Raw genomic sequence first — 19,600 nt, 5'->3', positions numbered from 1 at the left:
AAGGTGGGGTGGAGCAGGGAGTCCAGCTGCTTGGGCTCCACCCGGCAGACGGCCTCCTTCTCGTCGATCATGCCCTCGTCCACCAGGTCCACGGCCACCTTCAGGGCGGCGGCGGCGGTGCGCTTGCCGTTGCGGGTCTGGAGCATGTAGAGCTTGCCGTCCTCGATGGTGAACTCCATGTCCTGCATGTCCTTGTAGTGCTGCTCCAGGGAGTTGGCGATCTTGGAGAACTGCTCATAGACCTCGGGCATCTCCTCGTGGAGCTTGGAGATGGGGGAGGGGGTGCGCACGCCGGCCACCACGTCCTCGCCCTGGGCGTTGATGAGGTACTCGCCGAAGAGGGCCTTCTCGCCGGTGGCGGGGTTGCGGGTGAAGGCCACGCCGGTGCCGGAGCGGTTGCCGGAATTGCCGAAGACCATGGACTGGACGTTGACAGCAGTGCCCCAGTCGTAGGGGATCTCGTTCATACGGCGGTAGACGTTGGCCCGGGGGTTGTCCCAGGAGCGGAAGACGGCCTTGACGGCCTCCATGAGCTGGACCTTGGGGTCCTGGGGGAACTCCTCGCCCTTCTCGGCCTTGTAGAACTCCTTGAAGCGCTTCACCAGCTCTTTCATATCGCCGGCATCCAGGTCCACGTCGTCCTTAACGCCCTTCTTGGCCTTCAGGTCGTCGATGATCTCCTCGAAGCGCTTCTTGGACAGCTCCATCACCACGTCGGAGAACATCTGGATGAACCGGCGGTAGGAGTCGTAGGCGAAACGGGGGTTGTCGGTCTTGGCGGCAAAGCCCTCCACGGACACGTCGTTGAGGCCCAGGTTCAGGATGGTGTCCATCATGCCGGGCATGGAGGCCCGGGCGCCGGAGCGGACGGAGACCAGCAGGGGGTTGGCGGTGTCGCCGAACTTCTTCCCGGTCTTCTCCTCCAGCTTGGCCAGGTGTTCCATAATCTCCGCCTCGATCTCGGGGGCGATGGTGCGGCCATCGTTATAGTACTGGGTGCAGGCCTCGGTGGTGACGGTGAAACCCTGGGGCACAGGCATACCCAGATTAGACATCTCGGCCAGGTTGGCGCCCTTGCCGCCCAGCAGCTCCCGCATACTGCCGTTGCCTTCGGAAAATTCATAGACAAATTTTGCCATGCAGTGTTCCTCCTTGAATTATACTAACTAAAAGATGAGGCAGTGTCGCTGGTCCCAATTATACCATTTTGATGGAAGAATGCAACTGTCCATCCGAAAATTTGTCGGCTTTTTCCCGAAAAACAGCGGCCCAGGCTTGGACGGCAGACTGGACAAGGCGGGCGCCCCCTCAGAGCGCCTCCAGCCGTCCGGCGTACCAGCCGGTATATCCGTTCTTCTTGGCCAGGACCCCCCGGGAGGTCTCCTCCACCACCGAGAGGAGGTCGCCGGGCCGGACCGGCAGGCGGTAGTCGGTGGAATCCCGGCACCAGGTCCGGTTCCCCTGCCGCCGGAGATATTTGGTGAGGACCCAGAGCGTCCGGCCTGTGCTCAAGTGGCGGCAGCGGGAGAACTCCTCCCCCCGTTCCAGCACCTCCACGTCGTGGTCGCTCCAATGGATGGTGAAGGGGTCCGGGCTGGCCTCCTGGGCGTCCAGGGCCCGGACCACGGGGCAGTCGTCATAGGCATACCAGGAAAAATCCTCCCCGGCCCGGGGGAGGACCAGGGCGTTGAGCTGTCCGTCGGCCTGGAGGACGCAGCCGCCGTCGATGCTGGCGATCTTCCGGTCCCGGTCGATGAGGGGGGCGCAGCAGGGGACCCCGGCCCGGTAGAGGCTCACCGGCCAGTGGCCCACCACACAATAGTAGGGGAAGGCGTGTCCCTGGCCCAGGAAGTTGTCGTTTTTCATGCACTTCCAGGCGTCCAGCGCCTCCATGTGCCGGTAGGAGGGCACACCCCCGTGGACAAAGACGTAGTTGGGGGCGGTGAGGATGGTGGGCAGGCCCCGGAGGAACTGGAGCTCCGGGGCGAAGGCCCCGGCCAGGCCGGCGCGGAGGGCGGGCAGGTCCTCCGGGGACTCCGCCGGGAGCCCCGCCTCCCGGGCCATCTGGACGATGAGGGCCCGCTCCCCCCACACCCGGAGATAGTAGCGGTAAAAGTCCCGGTTCAGGCCGGAGCCGCCGTAGACGAAATCCACCGCCAGATTGTCGCAGTTGCCGCATAGGGTGTAGACGGTGTGGGTTCGGGAGAGATCGATCACATAGCGCAGGGTGGCCAGGCTCTCCGGCCCCTTCTCCACCAGATCCCCCACCAGAACCAGGGCGTCCTCCGAGGAGAACCGGGCCCGCTCCAGCAGGCCCCGGAGCCAGGGCAGGTTGCCGTGGACGTCGCTGACGGCCAGCAGCCGCCCCCGGGCCGGTAAATCTATGTCGTGGACCACCGCTTTCATCGCTGCCTCCTCCCTCCTGCCCGCGGAATCCGCCGCAGCGGGGCTGCGGCGTGGGAATGAACCGATTTGCGGCTGATGGAACAGGCCTTATTTTACCATCCCCGGGAGGGCGGGGTCAAGGGTGCGGCGGGCCAAAAAAGCCCCCCGGCCCGGCGCGGACCAGCGCCGGATCGGGGAGGCTGTCAGATTCGGGCGGCTTCTCCGAAGAAGAAGTTCCCCAGGGGGGTGTAGAACACCCCGTCCAGATCCGGGGCCAGAAGGTAGGTCTGGGTGTAGAAATAGATGGGTCCCAGAACCCAGTCCTCCCCTATCAGGAGGTCCTCGGCCCGGTGGAGAAGCGCCATGCGCTCAGCTGGGTCGGCGGCGGCCTTGGCGGCGTCGATGAGGGCGTCGTAGTCTGGGTTTGCGTACTGGGCATCGTTGTTGCCGCCGCCGGAGCGCCACAGGTCCAAAAAGCAGCAGGGGTCGCTGTAGTCGGCCACCCAGGCGTTCCGGGCGATCTGGTAGTTCCCCGCCTTGCGGTCGGCCAGGAAAGCCGACCAGTCGCCGCTCTCCAGGGTGACGGTGACCCCCAGGGCGCTCTGCCACTGCTGCTGAAGGGCTTGGGCGATGGCCTCATGGCTGGGGTCGTTGTTGTAGCTGTAGACCACCACCGGGAAGCCCTCGCCGCCGGGATAGCCCGCCTGAGCCAGGAGGGCCTGGGCCTCGGCCACGTTGGCGGCGTACTGCTCCGGGGTGTCGGGAGCTGCCCAGTAGCCGCCCCCCACCGTGCGGAAGTCCTCCCCCTCCGGGTCGGCGTCGGGGACGCCGTAGGGCACGAAGGCGTTGGCGGGGATCTGGCCGGTCTGGGTGACGCGCTCCACCAGGTAGCGGCTGTCCATGGCCAGAGTGAAGGCCTTGCGCACCCGCCAGTCGTCAAAGGGGGCTCGCTGTGTGTTGTAGGAGACATAGTAGGTCCCCACCTGGTCCACTACGCTCAAATCCCCGTTGGCGAGCAGGGCGGGGATCTCGTCCACCGGGACGCTCTTGATGAAGTCCAGGTCCCCGGAGCGGTAGGCCGAGAGGATAGCGGCGGCGTCGTCCATGAGCTGGAAGGTGATGGTCTCAGGCCCCAGGCCCCCGGCGGCGTAGTAGCTGGGATTGCGCTCCAGGACGATGCGGGAATTGTGCCGCCACTGAGCCAGGCGGTAGGGGCCGTTGCTGAGGTAGGTGGCGGCGTCGTGGGTCCAGCCGTCTGGGTCGGCCTCCACCACGTCCTCCCGCACCGGCAGGGTGGCGGGAAAGGCGCAGATCTCCAGGAAGTAGGGGCAGTCGTAGGTCAGCTCCGCCACGAAGGTCCGGTCATCCGGGGCCGAGACCCCCAGGGCGGCGGGCTCCGCCGCCCCGCTGTTGACGGCTTCGTAGCCGGAGACCATGTCGATCAGGTAGCAGTAGTCGGCGGCGGTGGCGGGGTCGGCCAGCCGCCGCCAGGCGTAGACAAAGTCTCCGGCGGTGAGGGGGGCCCCGTCGGACCACCGCAGCCCCTCCCGCAAGGTGAAGGTATAGGTGACGGCGCCGTCGTCGTGGACCGTCTTTTCATAACGCTGGGCCTGGCCCGGGGCCAGCCGGGCCCGGTAGAGGCCCCGGGCCCCCTCCACCGCCTCGCCGCTGTTTTCCCAGCGCATGAGGCCCTCGAAGAGGTGCTGGGCCAGGATGGAGCCGTCCAGAGTGGAGTTCTTGGCGGGGTCCAGGGTGGCCGGCTCGGAGGCGATGCACACCCGCAGGTCCAGGCCCCCGGAGGAACCCGCCCCGATCTCCCCGCCGCCGCAGCCCGCCAGGGCCCCCAGGACCAGCGCCCCGGCCAGGACCCCCGCCGGGAGTCGTACTCGGTTCATTGTCCTTCCCTCCTCCAAAAAATCGCCGCGTCCGCGAAGCAGCGGACGCGGCGGTGTTAGCTTTCCACCGGAGCGGAGGGATTATCCCCTCCCAGCAGGTGACAGGCCGCCCAGTGGCCGGGGGTGTGCTCCCGGAAGGGGGGGACCTCCTTCCGGCATCGCCCGGCGGCGTAGGGGCAGCGGGTGTGGAAGCGGCACCCGGCGGGGGGGTGGATGGGAGAGGGGATGTCCCCCTGGAGGACCATCCGCTGGCGGCTCCGGGCGCGCTCCGGGTCGGGCACCGGCACGGCGGAGAGGAGAGTCTGGGTGTAGGGGTGGAGGGGGCGGCGGCAGAGCTCCCAGCTCTCGGAGAGCTCCACCAGAGCCCCCAGGTACATGACCCCGATGCGCCGGGAGATGTGGCGCACCACGCTCAGATCGTGGGCGATGAAGAGGTAGGTGAGGCCCAGCTGGGCCTGCATGTCCTCCAGCATGTTCACCACCTGGGACTGGATGGACACATCCAGGGCGGAGATGGGCTCGTCGCAGACAATAAATTCCGGCTCCACCGCCAGGGCCCGGGCGATGCCCACCCGCTGCTGCTGTCCGCCGGAGAACTCATGGGGGTAGCGGCCGGCGTGCTCGGGGTTCAGGCCCACCATGCTCAGCAGCTCCCGAATCCGCGCCGCCCGCTGGGCCCTGCCCCGGCACAGCTTGTGGATGTCCAGGGCCTCCCCCACGATTTCCCCCACCGTCATCCGGGGGTCCAGGGAGGCGGAGGGGTCCTGGAAGATGATCTGCATCCTCCGGCGGTAGGGGAGCATGTCCACGGCCTGGGCCCTGGGGACGGAGCGCTTTACCAGTTCCCCCCGCTCGTTGGGCTGAAAGGGGTAGTCCCGCCGGTAGAGGGGGACCCCGTCGTAGACAATGGCCCCGGAGGTGGGCTCGTGGAGGCGCAAAATGGTACGGCCCAGGGTGGTCTTGCCGCAGCCGGATTCCCCCACCAGCCCCAGGGTCTCCCCCCGGCGGAGGGTAACGGACACGTCCTCCACCGCCCGGATGCCTGGTCCGGGCTGGCCCTTGAGGGGAAAGTATTTGGTCAGGTGCTCCACCTGGAGCAGGATGTCGTGCTCAGCCATGGGAAGCCTCCTCTCCCCCGGCGGGGGACGTGCTCAGTCCTTCCCGGACTCGGAGCCAGCAGGCGGAGCGGTGACCCGGCCCCAGCTCCACATAGGGCGGCATCCGGCCCAGGCAGACCTCCATGGCGTGGGGGCACCGGGGGGCGAAAGGACAGCCCGCCGGCGGGTCCAGCAGGTCCACCGGGGTGCCCTGGATGGGGATGAGCCGCCGGCGCTCCTGGTCATCCAGCCGGGGCATGGAGCGCAGCAGCCCCTCGGTGTAGGGGTGGCCGGGGCGGTAGAAGATGTCATCCACCGCGCCCTGCTCCACCAGCTTGCCGGCGTACATGACACAGACCTTGTGGCACAGCTCGGCCACCACCCCCAGGTTGTGGGTGATGAAGAGGATGCCCATGCCGGTCTGCCGCTGGAGGTCCTTCATCAGCTCCAGAATCTGGGCCTGGATGGTGACGTCCAGGGCGGTGGTGGGCTCGTCGGCGATGAGGAGCTTGGGGTGGCAGATGAGGCCCATGGCGATCATCACCCGCTGCCGCATCCCGCCGGAGAGCTCGTGGGGGTACTGGCGCATCCGCCGCTCCGGGTTGTGGATGCCCACCCGCTCCAGCATCCCGGCGGCCCGCTGGGCGGCCTCCCGCCGGGAGGCCGCCTTCTGGTGGGCCCGGAGGGCCTCCATGAGCTGCTCCCCCACGGAGTAGACCGGGTTGAGGCTGGTCATGGGGTTCTGGAAGATCATGGCTGCCCGCCCCCCCCGGAAGGTGGTGAGGGCCCGGGGGGAGAAGGCGAGGACGTCCTCCCCCTCGAAGGTGACGGCCCCCCCCACCACCCGGCCCGGAGGCTGGAGGAGGCCCATAATGGCGTAGGCCTCCACGCTCTTGCCGGAGCCAGACTCCCCCACAATGCCCACCACCTCCCCGTAGTCCACCTGGTAGGTGATGCCCCGCACCGCCCGGACCTCCCCGGCGGGGGTGAAGAAGGAGACCCGGAGATCCCGGACCTCCAGGAGGGGCCGCCCCTCCGGCGGGGGGGCGGGGGTCTGCTGCAGCCGCATGGCTTGGCCTCCTTCCGGTCTAGCGTTTCAGCCTGGGGTCCAGGGCGTCCCGGAGGCCGTCCCCCACCAGGTTGAAGGAGAGAATCATGGCGCTGAGGATCACCGCCGGGAAGATCAGGCGGTAGGGGTAGCTCCAAAGGCCCTCCAGAGCCTCGGAGGCCAGGGAGCCCAGGCTGGTCAGGGGGGTGGTGACCCCCACCCCCAGAAAGGAGAGAAAGGACTCCAGAAAGATGGCCGAGGGAATCTGAAGGCAGGTGGTCACCACAATCTGCCCGATGCAGTTGGGCAGCAGGTGCCGCCGGATGATCCGGGCCCCCGAGGCCCCCAGGGCCCGGGCGGCGGTGACATACTCCTGGCCCTTGAGCTGGAGGACCTGCCCCCGGATGATCCGGGACATGGTGACCCAGTAGAGCAGGCCGAAGGAGAGGAACATGGAAATGAGGTTCTTCCCCAGCAGGGGGACGGCCCGGGCCAGAAGGCCCGTGTGGGTGTTGGCGTAGGCGAGCAGGGCGTCCCCCAGCACGGTGGAGAGCAGGAGGATCACCAGCACCTCGGGAATGGAATAGATGACCTCCACAATGCGCTGCATCACGGCGTCCACCCGCCCCCCGCAGTAGCCGGAGACCGCCCCGTAGAGGGCCCCGATGACCAGCACCAGGGCGGCGGCTGAGAGGCCCACCAGCATGGACACCCGGGTCCCCACCATGACCCGGACCAGAATGTCCCGGCCGTAGCGGTCGGTGCCGAAGAGGTGGGGGAAGACGGCCTCCCCCGCCGCCTTCCGCTCCAGATCCTCCCGGGAGTAGCCCCCCAGCCGGGGCCGGATACCCAGCTCCCGGCGGACCTGGGCCTCGCTGACCGCCCCCTGGCTCTGGGCGGCCCGGGCTTCAGCCCGGATGCGGGCCAGGTCCACAGCGGTGAGGGTCTCCCCCCGGGCCTGGGCCTCCGCCAGAGCCCGCTCCACCGCCTCCTCCGGGTCCGGGGCGGCCTGGGCCCGGCGGGAGAGCTCGGCCTCCAGGCGCTCCTGGTCGGCCAGGGCGTAGTGATAGGGGGGCAGATTCTCCGCCCCGGCGTGGAACTGAGCGTAGCCGTAGGGGACCACCAGGGGCCCGGCGAGGGCGAAGAGGACCAGGAGCAGGAGCACCGCCAGGGCCCCCAGGGCGGCCCGGTTGCCCCGGAACCGCCGCCAGGCGTCCCGCCGGTAGGAGCCCTCCGGGCCCGGCCGCAGGGGGGCTGTGGCTTCGGGCGATCCGGCGGGGCGGAAGTCCTCCGGCGTCAGCTCCCCCCAGGCCAGAATGTCCCCCGCCCGGAGCTGAAGGGAGCCCCAGGGGGGACGGGGATGTTTATGGTCTGCCATGTCAGGCCGCCTCCCTTCCCAGGCGGATGCGGGGGTCCACCGCCTGATACAGGAGGTCCACCAGCAGGTTCATGCCGACGAGGAAGGAGGCCAGGAAGAGGGTGGTACCCAGGATGACGGGGTAGTCCCGGCTGCTGATGGACTGGACGAAGTACCGGCCCAGGCCGGGGATGGTGAAGACGGTCTCCACCACAAAGCCGCCGCACAGGGTGAAGGCCACCTGGGGCCCCAGATAGGTGAGCACCGGCAGCAGGGCGTTGCGGAGGGCGTGCTTGAAGAGAATCCGCCCCGTGCGCAGGCCCTTGGCCCGGGCGGTCTTGATATAGTCCTGGCCCAGGGCATCCAGCATGGAGGCCCTGGACTGCCGGGCGATATAGCACATGGGGTAAAAGCCCAGGGAGAAGCAGGGGAGGACATAGCTCCTCCAGTCTCCGGCCTGGAAGAGGGTGGGAAAGAGCTTCCACCCAGCGATGCCGCCGCAGAAGGCGAAGAGGAGGAGGCTGGCCACCACAAAAGAGGGCAGGGAGACCCCCAAGGTACACACCACCTGCAGGGCACTGTCGGTCCCCCGCCCCCGCCGGTAGGCCGCCAGGCACCCCAGGGGCACCCCCAGGAGCACCGCCCAAAGCAGGGCAAAAAAGCCGATGGCGGCCGAGACGGGGAACATCTCCCCGATGATTCTGGCCACGGGGTAGTCCTTTTGCAGCTTCACCGACACCCCCAGGTCTCCCCGGAGGAGGTTGCCCAGGTACTTGACATACTGGACATAGAGGGGCTGGTCCAGACCGTACTTCTCATTGAGGGCGTCCAGCACCGCCTGGGGCGGGTTCTTCTCGCTGAGAAAAGGGTTTCCCGGCACCGCCCGGGTGAGGAAAAAGGTCAGGGTGGCCACCGCAAAGACGGTGAGCGCCGCCGTCCCGATCCGCTTGAGGATTTCACGCGCCATGTTCTCCCTCCCATCTCCGCGGCATCCTGCGGGTTCTGATGGAAGTGTGCCCCGCAAAGGGTCCTTTCTCTCCAGATGGGGGGCAGGAAAATTTTTTCACGGCCCAGGGCGGGGAGGGGTTCCCCCGCCGGAAGGAAAAGGCGGACGGCCCCAGACCGTCCGCCTTCCAAAGGGCGGGAAACACTCAGTCGAAGCCCAGGCCCAGGTAGGCCCGGCGCTGGTCCAGCCACTCCTTTTCCAGGGCGGGGTCGTACCACTTCACCATGCCGTAGGGCTGGAGGTAGCTGCCCGGCAGGCCCTCCCAGTGGGCGGGGGTGCGGATGTGATAGCGCCGGCCGGGGAGCTCCGCCGCCAGCAGGGCGGCCCCGCCGGCCATGGCCTTGGGGGGCAGAACGAGCTCCTTGACCAGGACGGTCTCGTCGTCCAGGTACTCGGCGGCGGCCACCCCGGTCTCTCCGCCGGCGGTGAGCCGGTAGAGGTTCGCCCGGGCCATTTGGGAAATCCCCTGTTGGTAGGCGATGAGCCCCTCTCCGTAGGAGATGTGGAGGCTCCCGGCCAAAAGCCGCTCCCGGATGGCGTCGTACTCCGCCGGGCCGGCGGGCACCAGGGCGTCTTCGGGGGCGGGGGAGCCGGTCATATCGGAGAGGAGCTCCACCTTCCGCAGGGCGAAGCACTCGGTATAGCCGGTGGAGGCGAAGTAGCGGTGGAGGGAGGGCTCTGCGGGGACCGTGGTGACGCAGGCCATCCCCCGCTCCTTGAGGTAGAAGTCCACATAGCGCACCATAAACCGCCCGTAGCCCCGCTTCCGGGCGTCTGGGTGGGTGGCCAGGGCATACAGGTAGGCCGAGGGGACGGACTGCCCCTCCGGAAGGGTCAGGGTGGCGGGCAAACAGGCGCTCATGGTCCAGATTACCCCGTCCTCCAGCAGCAGGAGGACCTGGCTTACGTCCTGGTGGTCATAGAAGTAGTCGATATAGGCGTCCTCATCGCCGAAGGCCCGCTTCCAAATCTCCTTCTGGCGGGGGATCTCCTCCGGCCTGGCCGGACGGATTTCGATCATGGCACGAAGCCTCCTTTCCAAGCAGGGGTCACAGTGGGCGGCAGGACCCCGCTCCTCCGCCGGCCGGCGCTGCCCCGGACGGCTTGGTATGTCAGCTAGTGTATCACGCCCGGCGGCGGTGCGCAAGGGGAGAAGCGCAAAAACCGCGCCCCGTAACGTTTCCGGCTGCACGGAAAAGGGGGGCTCTCCGCCCCCCTTTTCGCACGCTCCCGGTGCGTGTCCTGCCAATCTACACCTTTTTGACAACCTTGGGCCGGGCCGCTGGCTGATATGCTCCCTCCATGTTTGACCGTGCTTTTATTTTTTCACTGCCTCTCATGGAGGGAACATATCAGAAATGCCGCCCGGCCCTCCCATACGGAACGGAGGCCCGCGCCGGGGACTCAGTAGCCGGGGTAAACCTGGCTCTTTTTGGGCAGGACCACAGCGGCCACCAGGTAGAGGACCACGCCGGTGCCCCAGAGGCAGCACAGGGCTGCCCACACCAGGCGGACCACGCTGGGGTCCAGGTTGAAGTATTCGGACACACCGCCGCAGACCCCGGCCAGCATGGCGGCGCCGTGCTCGGTCCGGTAGAGCTTTTTGGGTTCGTTCATGAGGGATCTCTCCTTCTTTTCTTTACTGTGCTTGTAGTATAGGATAAAAGTCTGAAAAGAACCCTGGGAAGAATATTAAAAAAGGATTAAATCATGGGTATGCGCCGGAGGCCTTTTGTATGGGAAGGGAAATTTTTGCAGGGAGAAAAATAACTCTTGTAATTTTCCGGGAGATGCTCTACAATAGGACCCGGCAATTTAATAATGGGAGAAGCAGTTATTTTGTTGTAACGCCGCCCACTGGCGGCGGAAGGAGAATCGCAATGAAAAAACGCATTCTTGCCGTTTTCCTGGCGGCGGCCGCTCTGACGTGTTCACTCAGCGCCTGCGGAGGAGCAACGAACCAGACGCCCGCCCCCAGCGACGAAACGACCCCTTCTTCCGGCGGGGACCACGGAAATGAGATCGCCGTGGGCATCGCCCAGGACCTGGATAATAGTCTTGACCCGTATCAAATGACGGCCGCAGGAACTAGAGAGGTCATGTTCAACGTCTTCGAGGGCCTTGTCAAGCCCGACTCGTCCGGCAGCTATGTCAACGCCGTGGCCTCCGACGTCAGCGTCTCGGAGGACGGTCTGACCTACACCTTCACCCTCCGGGACGGTGTAGTCTTCCACAACGGCGAGACCTGCACCACCGAAGACGTGCTCTACTCTTTTGAAACCTGCGCCGCTACCTCGGTGACTTCCGCCGTGGTGGAGGCGCTTTCTGCTGTCACGGATACGTCGGTGGACGGAAACCAGATCACCATGACCCTCAGCGCCCCTAACCCCGACTTCCTCAGCTATGTGGCCAGCGTCTACATCGTCCCCGCCGGCTACGACCAGCAGGCCACCCAGCCTGTGGGCACCGGCCCCTTCAGGTTCCTCTCCCGCAGCGTCCAGGAGAACATCATCCTGGAAAAGCATACGGAGTACTACGGCGCGCCGGCCTACCTGGACCGGGTGACCTACCGGATCTTTGAGGACGCCAACGCCCTCTTCACCGCCCTGAACAGCGGCTCCCTGGACCTGGTGGCCCACCTCACCTCCGACCAGGTGAGCAACCTCACCAACGGCTACAACGTCCTGGAGGGCACCATGAACCTGGTGCAGGCCATGTACCTCAACAACGCCGTGGAGCCCTTCACCGACGAGCGGGTGCGGCAGGCACTGTGCTACGCGGTGGACGTGGACGCCATGCTGGCCCTCACCGCCGACGGCCACGGCACCAAGGTGGGCTCCTCCATGTACCCGGCCTTCACCAAGTATTTCGACCCCAGCCTGGCCGGCGCCTACCCCCATGACCCCCAGCGGGCCCAGGAGCTGCTGACCGAGGCCGGCTACCCAGACGGCTTCTCCTTTACCATCACGGTGCCCAGCAACTACCAGCCCCATGTGGACACGGCGGTGGTGCTGGCCGAGCAGCTCTCTGCGGTGGGCGTCACGGCGGAGATCAATCTGGTGGACTGGAACACCTGGCTGGAGGACGTGTACGCGGGCCGGAACTTCGAGGCCACCGTGGTGGGCTTCGACTCCAGCATTCTGGCCGCCAGCGGGATGCTGGCCCGGTGGGTCTCCGACGACGACAAAAACATGATTAACTACAACAACCCGGACTATGACGCGGCCTACGCCGCCGCCCAGACCACGGTAGACGACGCCCAGCAGACCGCCTACTACAAGGAGTGCCTGCAAATCCTCAGCGACACGGCAGCCAACGTCTATCTCCAGGACCTGGCCGACTTCGTGGCCCTGAACCCGGCCCTGGAGGGCTTCCAGTTCTACCCCCTGTACGTCATCGACATGTCCCTGCTGCGCTTCGCGGCGTGATCTCCCCGCGCAGGCGCCCAAACCCCTGATTCTACAGCCGAGAGGAGGCGGGGAGCGTGAGCTTTGCCGCGAAAAAACTCATCACTCTCATTATTACATTGTTCATTGTCTCCCTCCTCGCCTTCCTGGCCTTTCAGATCATCCCCGGCGACCCCACCACCGACCTGCTGGGCACCGAGGCATCCCAGGAGGCCCGGGCGGCGCTCCGGGCCGAGCTGGGGCTGGACCGGCCCGCCCTGGTGCGCTACTGGGACTGGCTCACCAGCTTCCTCACCGGAGACATGGGGGAGAGTTACAACTACCGCCTGCCGGTGTCCGGCCTGCTGGGGGAGAAGCTGGTCATCACCGGCGTGCTGGCCCTGATGTCCTTCCTCTTCACCATCGCCCTGTCCATCCCTCTGGGCATCCTGGCCGGCAGCGTCCGCAGTCCGGCCCTGGATAAGCTGGTGGCCGCCCTGGACCAGGTGGTCATGAGCGTCCCGCCCTTCTTTGTGGGCATTCTGGTCTGCTACCTCTTCGGCACCGTCCTCCGGGTCTTTGTGCCCGGGGATTTCGTCTCCTACACCCAGGACTGGGGGGCCTTCCTGTCCTACCTGGTCCTCCCCGCCCTGTCCATGGCCCTGCCCCGGGTGGCCATGACGGTGAAAATGCTCCGGGGTTCCATCCTCAGCCAGCTGGGGGAGGACTACGTCCGCACCGCCCGGAGCCGGGGCCTGACCCGGTGGGCCGTCCTCCGGCGGCATGTGCTGAAAAACGCCCTCCTCCCCGTCATCACCTTCCTGGCGGTCTCCGCTGCGGAAATCATGACCAGCAGCATCGTCATCGAACAGGTCTTCACCATTCCCGGGGTAGGCCGGCTGCTGCTCTCCAGCATCTCCAACCGGGACTTCCCTGTGGTCCAGGCCATCGTGGTCATCCTGGCGGCCTGGATTGTGGCGGTAAACTTCGTGGCCGACCTGCTCTACCAGGCGGCGGATCCCCGCATCCGGCTGCGCTGAAAGAAGGTTCCGCCCTATGAGACAGCAACCAAAAGGAAACGCCTTTTTCTATCTTGGCGGGGCCATCACCCTGGTGATGACTCTCCTCATTCTGGTGGGTCTGGTCTGGACTCCCTACAGCCCCAGCGCCATGGACCCCGCCGCCATGACCTGCCCCCCCTCCCCGGCCCACCTGCTGGGCACCGACAACTTCGGCCGGGACATCTTCAGCCGGGTGCTGGAGGGGGCGGGGACCTCCTTCCTCATCGCCGTGGGGGTGGTGGCCATCGGCTGCGCCGCCGGGACCCTGATTGGGGCCCTGTGCGGCTACTTCGGCGGTCTCCCCGACCTGGTGCTCACCCGGGTGTGCGACGCCATCACCGCCTTCCCCAGCTTCCTGCTGGCCCTGGTCATCGTCAGCGTGATGGGAAAGGGGGCCTCCAATGTGGTCCTGGCCCTGGGCATTCTCTTCATTCCCAGCTTTGCCCGGGTGGTCCGGGGGGAGTTCGCCCGGTGCCGGGACCTAAACTACATCCGCTCCGCCCGGCTCATGGGGGTGGGGAATGTCCGCATCCTCTTCTGCCACATCCTCCCCAACACCCGGTCGGTGCTCCTGCCCGCCCTCACCATCGGCTTTAACAACGCCATCCTCAGCGAGGCCAGCATGAGTTACCTGGGCATCGGCGTTCAGCCCACCCAGCCCAGCCTGGGCTCCATGCTCAGCGACAGCCAGACCTATCTGGGCAGCGCCCCCTGGTACGCCCTGGGGGTGGGGGGGACCATGGTGCTGATGATTCTGGGCTTCAGCCTGCTCAGCGAGGGGCTCCAGCAGCGCTCCCGCCGGAGCGGATAAGGAGGGACCCATATGGCAGAACTGTTATCCGTACGGGACCTGCGGGTCCGCTTCCACCGCGCCGCCCCGGGCCGCTGCGCCGTGGACGGGGTCTCCTTCTCCCTGGAGGAGGGGGAGATTCTGGGCCTGGTAGGGGAGAGCGGCAGCGGCAAGACCGTCACCGCCATGGCCGTCAGCGGCCTCCTCCCCCGGCGGCAGACCGAGGCATCCGGCAGCGTCACCCTGGCGGGCCGGGAGCTCCTCCACTGCACCGAGGCCCAGCTCCGCGCCGTCCAGGGCAGCGAGCTCGCGGTGGTCTTCCAGGAGCCCATGACCAGCCTGGACCCGGTGCGCCGCATCGGCCCCCAGGTGGAGGAGAGCCTCCGAGCCCACACCCGATTGTCCGCCGGGGAGCGGCGGCAGCGGGCCCTGGAGGCCATGGCCCAGGCCGAGCTCCCCGACCCGGAGGCCCTGTGCCGGAAGTACCCACACGAGCTCTCCGGCGGGATGCTCCAGCGGGTGATGATCGCCGCCGCCATCGTCAGCCGCCCCAAGCTGCTGCTGGCCGACGAGCCCACCACCGCCCTGGACGTCACCATCCAGGCCCAGATTCTCGCTTTGCTGAAAAAGCTCAACCGGGAAACCCACATGGCCATCCTCTTCATCAGCCACGACCTCCATGTGGTGCGCAAGCTCTGCCGGCGGGTGGCGGTGATGCGCCGGGGCCGGATTGTGGAGACCGACACGGCGGAGGCGCTCTTCCGGGCCCCCCGGGAGGACTACACCCGGCAGCTCATCGCCGCCATCCCCACCCGGGACCGGCGGCTGCTGCCGGAGGAGCCGGGAGAGGAGGCGTCCTTATGAGCCGGGAGCCCTTGCTGGAGGTCCGGCATTTGAGCTGCGATTACGGCCCCAGCGGCGGCCTCCTGGGCCGGCGCTCCCCCCGGCGGGTGATCCGGGACGTGAGCTTCACCCTCTGCCAGGGGGAGATTCTGGGGCTGGTGGGGGAGTCCGGCTGCGGCAAGACCACCCTCTCCCGGGCCATTGTGGGGATGCTCCCCGGCTACGAGGGGGAGATCATCCACCACTCCCGGCGGCCCCAGATGGTCTTTCAGGACCCCTTCAGCAGTCTCAACCCCGCCCGGACCATCGGCTGGACCCTGGCCGAGCCCCTTCGGGCGGCGGGGGTCCGGGACCGGGCGGCGCGGGAGGCCCGGGTGGCCGAGCTGCTGGAGCGGGTAGGTCTGGAGGCCGCCTGCGCCGGCCGCCGCCCCTGGGAGCTCTCCGGGGGGCAGCGCCAGCGGGTCTCCATCGCCGCCGCCGTCATTGCCCGGCCCAGGCTGGTGGTGGCCGACGAGCCGGTGAGCGCCCTGGACGTCACCATTCAGGCCCAGATCCTCCGGCTGCTGGTGGACCTGCGGCGGGAGTACGACTTAAGCTACCTCTTCATCAGCCACGACCTGAACGTCGTCTACCAGCTCTGTAACCGGGTGCTGGTGATGCGCCACGGCCAAATCGTGGAGGAGAACACGGTGGAGGAGCTCTTCGCCCACCCCCGGCACCCCTACACCCGCCAGCTTCTGGAGGCGGCGGAGTAGGCCCAAGGTCTCCAAGGAAAGCAAAAAGACGCGGAGCCTCCGCCGCCGGACGGCAGGGCTCCGCGTCTTTTTACACGCCGGGGAGGAGGTCCGCCCCGGCTCAGATCTCCCGCCGGCCCTCCAGGGCCCGCATGAGGGTGGCATCGTCGGCGTACTCCAGGTGTCCCCCTACAGGGATGCCGTAGGCCAGCCGGGTGACCTTCACCCCAAAGGGCCGCAGGAGCCGGGCCAGGTACATAGCGGTGGCCTCCCCCTCGGTGTCCGGGTTGGTGGCCATGATGACCTCCCGGACCCCGCCGGCGGCCACCCGCTCCACCAGCTCCTTGATGTGGAGGTCGTCGGGTCCCACATGGTTCATGGGGGAGATGACCCCGTGGAGGACGTGGTAGCGGCCTTCATACTCCCGGGAGCGCTCCAGCGCGATGACGTCCTTGGGGTCGGCTACCACGCAGATGACCCCTGGGTCCCGCTTGGGGCTGCGGCAGACGGCGCAGGGGCCCTCTCCCTCGGTGAAGTTCCGGCATACCGGACACAGGGAGATGGAGGTCTTGGCCGCCACAATGGCGTCGGCAAAGTCCCGGGCGTCCTCCTCCGGCAGGGAGAGGACGAAAAAGGCCAGCCGCTGGGCGCTCTTGCGGCCCACCCCGGGCAGCTTGGCAAACTGCTCGGTGAGTCGCTCCAGAGCGGGGGGAAAATACTCCATGCTTATTACCTCCTGGCAGCTTCAGCCCCGCAGGGCGGCGATGGCGGCGGCGGGGTCCGGGGCGCTGTAGACGGCGGAGCCCGCCACCAGCACATCGGCCCCGGCCTCCGCGGCCTGCCGGGCGGTGGCGGGGTGGATGCCCCCGTCCACCTCCAGGCGGCACTCCGGCCGGTAGCGCTGGATATACCGCCGGACGGCCTGGATCTTGGGGAGCTGGCCGGCCAGGAACGGCTGTCCGCCAAAGCCGGGCTCCACCGTCATCACCAGAATGAGGTCTGCCTGAGCCTCACAGAGGTATGGGATCACCGCCTCGGCGGCGGTGATGGGCCGGAGGGCAATGCCCTTCTTCACCCCCAGCCGGTCCATCTCCGCCAGAGCGGCGTGGATGGCCGGGGGCATGTCGGCCTCCAGGTGGACGGTGAGGAGGTCGGCCCCCGCCCTGGCAAAGGCATCCACCAGCCGCACGGGCTTTTCCACCATCAGGTGGACGTCCAGGAACATCTCCGTGCGGGCCCGGATGGACTGGACCACCGGCGGCCCGATGGTGAGGTTGGGGACAAACATGCCGTCCATCACGTCCACATGGAGCCAGTCAGCGGAGGAGACCCGCTGGATGTCCCGTTCCAAATTGCAGAAATCGGCGGAGAGGATGGAGGGGGCGATTTTAATCATTTTTTCATGCCTCCTGACGGGAAAATTAAGGCGGGTGGGGTATGATAGGATGTGCCGTGTCCGCTGCAAAGCGGCGGACACGCCCGGCGGGGGAACACCGGCCGGGCTCCTGCGGCATAGGATACGGCAAGCGGAACGTGGCCCGGTCTTTTGGGATTGGGTCCTGGTCCCGGGACAGCCGCCGGCCTCCCCAGGGCGCGCCATCGTGCGCCCAGACATGGCGGCCCCACGCCGTCCCCCGGTCCGGAGGCGACGACCCGGCGGCCCGCCGCATGAAGATAGCCGCCCGCCGGAGGTCCGCCTCCGGCGGGCGGCACAGGTGATCAAAAAGGTGTCAATCAGCCCGATGCGCACCGGGCGGCAGGGCATGGCCCCCAGCTTGCAGGCGGGGGCCGGAGCCCGGCGGGGGCTCACACGCTGGTGGTGGGGACCTCCCGGACGCCGTAGCCCCCGTCCCGCAGGGCGGCCAGGATCTCCGCCTTGTGGACGAGCCCGAAGGCCTCCAGGGTCACCCGAAGCTCCACGCCGCTCTGGCGGTTGATGTTGACAAACTGGTTGTGGTCCAGGCGGATGATGTTGCCGTTGAGCTCGGCCACAATCTCGGCCACCCGCACCAGCTCGCCGGGGCGGTCGGGGAGCTGCACCGAGAAGGTGAAGACCCGCCCCCGGCCCACCAGGCCGTGCTGGACCAGGGAGGAGACGGTGATGACGTCCATGTTGCCCCCGGAGAGGATGGGCACCACGTTCTTTCCCCGGCAGTCCAGGTGGCGCAGGGCGGCGATGGACAGCAGCCCGGCGTTCTCCACAATCATCTTATGCTTTTCCATCATGTCCAGGAAGGCGTCCACCAGCTCGCTGTCGTCGATGGTGAGGATGTCGTCCAGGTTCTGCTGGATATAGGGGAAAATCTTGTCTCCGGGGGTCTTGACGGCCACGCCGTCGGCGATGGTCTCCACCTTGTCCAGGGTGACGATGTGTCCGGCCTCCAGGCTGGCCTTCATGGAGGCCGCCCCGGCGGGCTCCACGCCGATGACCTTCACCCCGGGGTTGAGGAGCTTGGCCAGGGTGGCCACCCCGGAGGCCAGTCCGCCCCCGCCGATGGGCACCAGGATGATATCCACCTCCGGCAGGTCGGAGAAAATCTCGTAGGCGATGGTCCCCTGGCCGGTGGCCAGCACGGGGTCGTTAAAGGGGTGGATGTAGGTGTACCCTTCGGCCTGGGCCAGCCGCGCCGCCAGGTCGGCGGCGTCGTCGAAGACGGCCCCCCGGAGGATGACCTGGGCCCCGTAGTCCTTGGTGTTGTTGACCTTCACCAGGGGGGTTGTGGTGGGCATCACCACGGTGGCCTTCACCCCGGCGGCCTGGGCGGCGTAGGCCACCCCCTGGGCGTGGTTGCCGGCGGAGGCGGTGATGAGGCCCTTCTCCTTCTCCTCCTGGGTGAGGGTGCTGATCTTGTAGCAGGCCCCCCGGATTTTATAGGCCCCGGTGACCTGCATGTTTTCCGGCTTGATGTAGACCTGATTCCCCGTGGCCTTGGAGAAGGCCGGAGAGTAGACCAGGCGGGTATCTGTAATTACGCCGGAGAGGACGCCTCGGGCGGCCTTGAAATCTTCTAATGTCATCATTGGACCATCGCTCCCTTGCTCCTAAGAGGAAATTGTGAACTTTCTATATCATAATGATTTTTCTCCTCCGTGTCAATGCCGCGGCCATTGACACGGCCGGGGGAAGGAGAGTACAATAAATTCATCTCACCCTGTGATTCTGGAACTTCCCGCCGGCCCCGGAGCCCCTCCGGCGGCCCGCTTCGGAGCGGCGCTCCAAGGAGGCAGTCATGGCAAAAAAAGTAAAGCGCTCCGTGATCCCCATCTACGCTGTGGGGGCGGTATGGCTGGTCTTCGGGCTCTTCCTGCCCCTGTACCGGCCCATCCACTATATCGCGGCGGCCCTGGCCTCGGTGCTGGCCTACCTGCTGGCCCGGGCCCTGTGCCCCGACCGGGTCTACGAGACGCCGGAACCCGAGCCCAGGCAGGCCCCCCAGCCGCCCCCCAGGGCCCAGGAGCCGGAACAGAACGTCTCCGCCGGGGACCCGGAGATCGACGCCCTCATCCAGGAGCGGGACCGGGCGGTCTCGGAGATGCGGCGGCTCAACGACGCCATCGAGGACCCCACCGTCTCGGCCCAGATCGACCACCTGGAGGCCACCACCAAAAAGATCATCGCCTATGTGGTGGAGCACCCCAAAAAGCTCCCCCAGATCCGCAAGCTCCTAAACTACTACCTGCCCACCACCCTCAAGCTCCTCAACGCTTACGACCGCATGGGCTCCGCCGGCATCTCCGGGGAGAACATCGACGGCGCCATGGGCAAGATCGAGACCATGATGGACACGGTGGTGCGCGCCTTCGACAAGCAGCTGGACGCCCTCTTTGCCGACGAGGCCCTGGACATCTCCGCCGACATCACCGTCATGGAAAACCTGCTGGCCCAAGAGGGCCTCTCCGGGGAGCAGCTCAGAAGCCAGTCCTAGGGCTTGTTTGAAAAATGTCAACATGCCCAACCGGCGGGTCTTTTGTCCCCTGGACGGCGCAATTTTTCCTTG

General features: G+C 67.0%; 18 protein-coding genes. 6 read left to right on the top strand and 12 right to left on the bottom strand.

Annotation, left to right across the window (positions count from 1 at the left end; translation table 11 throughout):
- From Q0K09_RS06830 to Q0K09_RS06790, 9 genes are all read right to left on the bottom strand, one after another.
- Positions 1-1,139, bottom strand: a 1,139-nt coding sequence (locus Q0K09_RS06830) for a PEP/pyruvate-binding domain-containing protein (protein ID WP_294474621.1), incomplete at its 3' end; no start/stop codon positions are given.
- 169 nt (positions 1,140-1,308) lie between these two features.
- Complete coding sequence (locus Q0K09_RS06825; protein ID WP_294474619.1) at positions 1,309-2,406, bottom strand: metallophosphoesterase; 1,098 nt, start codon at positions 2,404-2,406, stop codon at positions 1,309-1,311.
- A gap of 182 nt (positions 2,407-2,588) precedes the next feature.
- The gene (locus Q0K09_RS06820; protein ID WP_294474617.1) at positions 2,589-4,280 is read right to left on the bottom strand and encodes a peptide ABC transporter substrate-binding protein; all 1,692 of its coding nucleotides are present in this window, start codon (positions 4,278-4,280) and stop codon (positions 2,589-2,591) included.
- 56 nt (positions 4,281-4,336) lie between these two features.
- Positions 4,337-5,398, bottom strand: a complete 1,062-nt coding sequence (locus Q0K09_RS06815; RefSeq protein WP_294474614.1) for an ABC transporter ATP-binding protein — start codon at positions 5,396-5,398, stop codon at positions 4,337-4,339.
- Positions 5,391-6,446, bottom strand: coding sequence for an ABC transporter ATP-binding protein (locus Q0K09_RS06810; RefSeq protein ID WP_294474613.1), 1,056 nt, complete (start codon positions 6,444-6,446; stop codon positions 5,391-5,393). The genes Q0K09_RS06815 and Q0K09_RS06810 overlap by 8 nt, the downstream gene beginning before the upstream one ends.
- Positions 6,447-6,465: 19 nt before the next feature.
- A complete protein-coding gene (locus tag Q0K09_RS06805) occupies positions 6,466-7,803 on the bottom strand; it encodes an ABC transporter permease (RefSeq protein ID WP_294474611.1) in 1,338 nt (445 codons plus the stop codon).
- 1 nt (position 7,804) lies between these two features.
- A complete protein-coding gene (locus tag Q0K09_RS06800) occupies positions 7,805-8,749 on the bottom strand; it encodes an ABC transporter permease (RefSeq protein ID WP_294474608.1) in 945 nt (314 codons plus the stop codon).
- A gap of 184 nt (positions 8,750-8,933) precedes the next feature.
- Positions 8,934-9,809, bottom strand: a complete 876-nt coding sequence (locus Q0K09_RS06795) for a GNAT family N-acetyltransferase (RefSeq protein ID WP_294474606.1) — start codon at positions 9,807-9,809, stop codon at positions 8,934-8,936.
- A gap of 383 nt (positions 9,810-10,192) precedes the next feature.
- Positions 10,193-10,405 (bottom strand): PspC domain-containing protein, encoded by a 213-nt coding sequence (locus tag Q0K09_RS06790; protein ID WP_294474605.1) that lies wholly within the window; start codon positions 10,403-10,405, stop codon positions 10,193-10,195.
- A gap of 263 nt (positions 10,406-10,668) precedes the next feature.
- Here Q0K09_RS06790 and Q0K09_RS06785 point away from each other — a divergent pair, with 263 nt between their 5' ends.
- The 5 genes from Q0K09_RS06785 to Q0K09_RS06765 are packed head-to-tail and all read left to right on the top strand — an operon-like array spanning position 10,669 to position 15,623.
- On the top strand, positions 10,669-12,216 hold the full coding sequence (locus Q0K09_RS06785; protein WP_294474603.1) for an ABC transporter substrate-binding protein: 1,548 nt from the start codon (positions 10,669-10,671) through the stop codon (positions 12,214-12,216).
- A gap of 56 nt (positions 12,217-12,272) precedes the next feature.
- Positions 12,273-13,214, top strand: coding sequence for an ABC transporter permease (locus Q0K09_RS06780; RefSeq protein ID WP_294474601.1), 942 nt, complete (start codon positions 12,273-12,275; stop codon positions 13,212-13,214).
- Between the two features lie 16 nt (positions 13,215-13,230).
- Positions 13,231-14,046, top strand: coding sequence for an ABC transporter permease (locus tag Q0K09_RS06775; RefSeq protein ID WP_294474599.1), 816 nt, complete (start codon positions 13,231-13,233; stop codon positions 14,044-14,046).
- A gap of 12 nt (positions 14,047-14,058) precedes the next feature.
- Positions 14,059-14,889, top strand: a complete 831-nt coding sequence (locus tag Q0K09_RS06770; RefSeq protein WP_294474597.1) for an ABC transporter ATP-binding protein — start codon at positions 14,059-14,061, stop codon at positions 14,887-14,889.
- Positions 14,886-15,623: an ATP-binding cassette domain-containing protein gene (locus Q0K09_RS06765; protein ID WP_294474594.1), complete on the top strand. Its 738-nt coding sequence runs from the start codon at positions 14,886-14,888 to the stop codon at positions 15,621-15,623. Before Q0K09_RS06770 ends, Q0K09_RS06765 begins: the two co-directional genes overlap by 4 nt.
- A 100-nt stretch (positions 15,624-15,723) precedes the next feature.
- Here the strand turns inward: Q0K09_RS06765 and recR are convergent, their stop codons facing one another.
- From recR to ilvA, 3 genes are all read right to left on the bottom strand, one after another.
- Positions 15,724-16,326: a recombination mediator RecR gene (gene recR, locus Q0K09_RS06760; protein WP_294474589.1), complete on the bottom strand. Its 603-nt coding sequence runs from the start codon at positions 16,324-16,326 to the stop codon at positions 15,724-15,726.
- Positions 16,327-16,347: 21 nt separating this feature from the next.
- On the bottom strand, positions 16,348-16,998 hold the full coding sequence (rpe, locus tag Q0K09_RS06755) for a ribulose-phosphate 3-epimerase (protein ID WP_294474586.1): 651 nt from the start codon (positions 16,996-16,998) through the stop codon (positions 16,348-16,350).
- Positions 16,999-17,408: 410 nt separating this feature from the next.
- Positions 17,409-18,623, bottom strand: coding sequence for a threonine ammonia-lyase (gene ilvA / locus Q0K09_RS06750; RefSeq protein ID WP_294474584.1), 1,215 nt, complete (start codon positions 18,621-18,623; stop codon positions 17,409-17,411).
- Positions 18,624-18,832: 209 nt separating this feature from the next.
- Between ilvA and Q0K09_RS06745 the strand changes: the two genes are divergently transcribed.
- A complete protein-coding gene (locus Q0K09_RS06745; RefSeq protein ID WP_294474582.1) occupies positions 18,833-19,528 on the top strand; it encodes a 5-bromo-4-chloroindolyl phosphate hydrolysis family protein in 696 nt (231 codons plus the stop codon).
- The last annotated feature ends 72 nt before the right edge of the window (positions 19,529-19,600 follow it).

This window comes from uncultured Intestinimonas sp., from assembly GCF_944387725.1.
Lineage (GTDB): Bacteria > Bacillota > Clostridia > Oscillospirales > Oscillospiraceae > Intestinimonas.
Note: the sequence above shows the minus strand (reverse complement) of the source record. Positions and strands in the feature narration are given on the sequence as shown.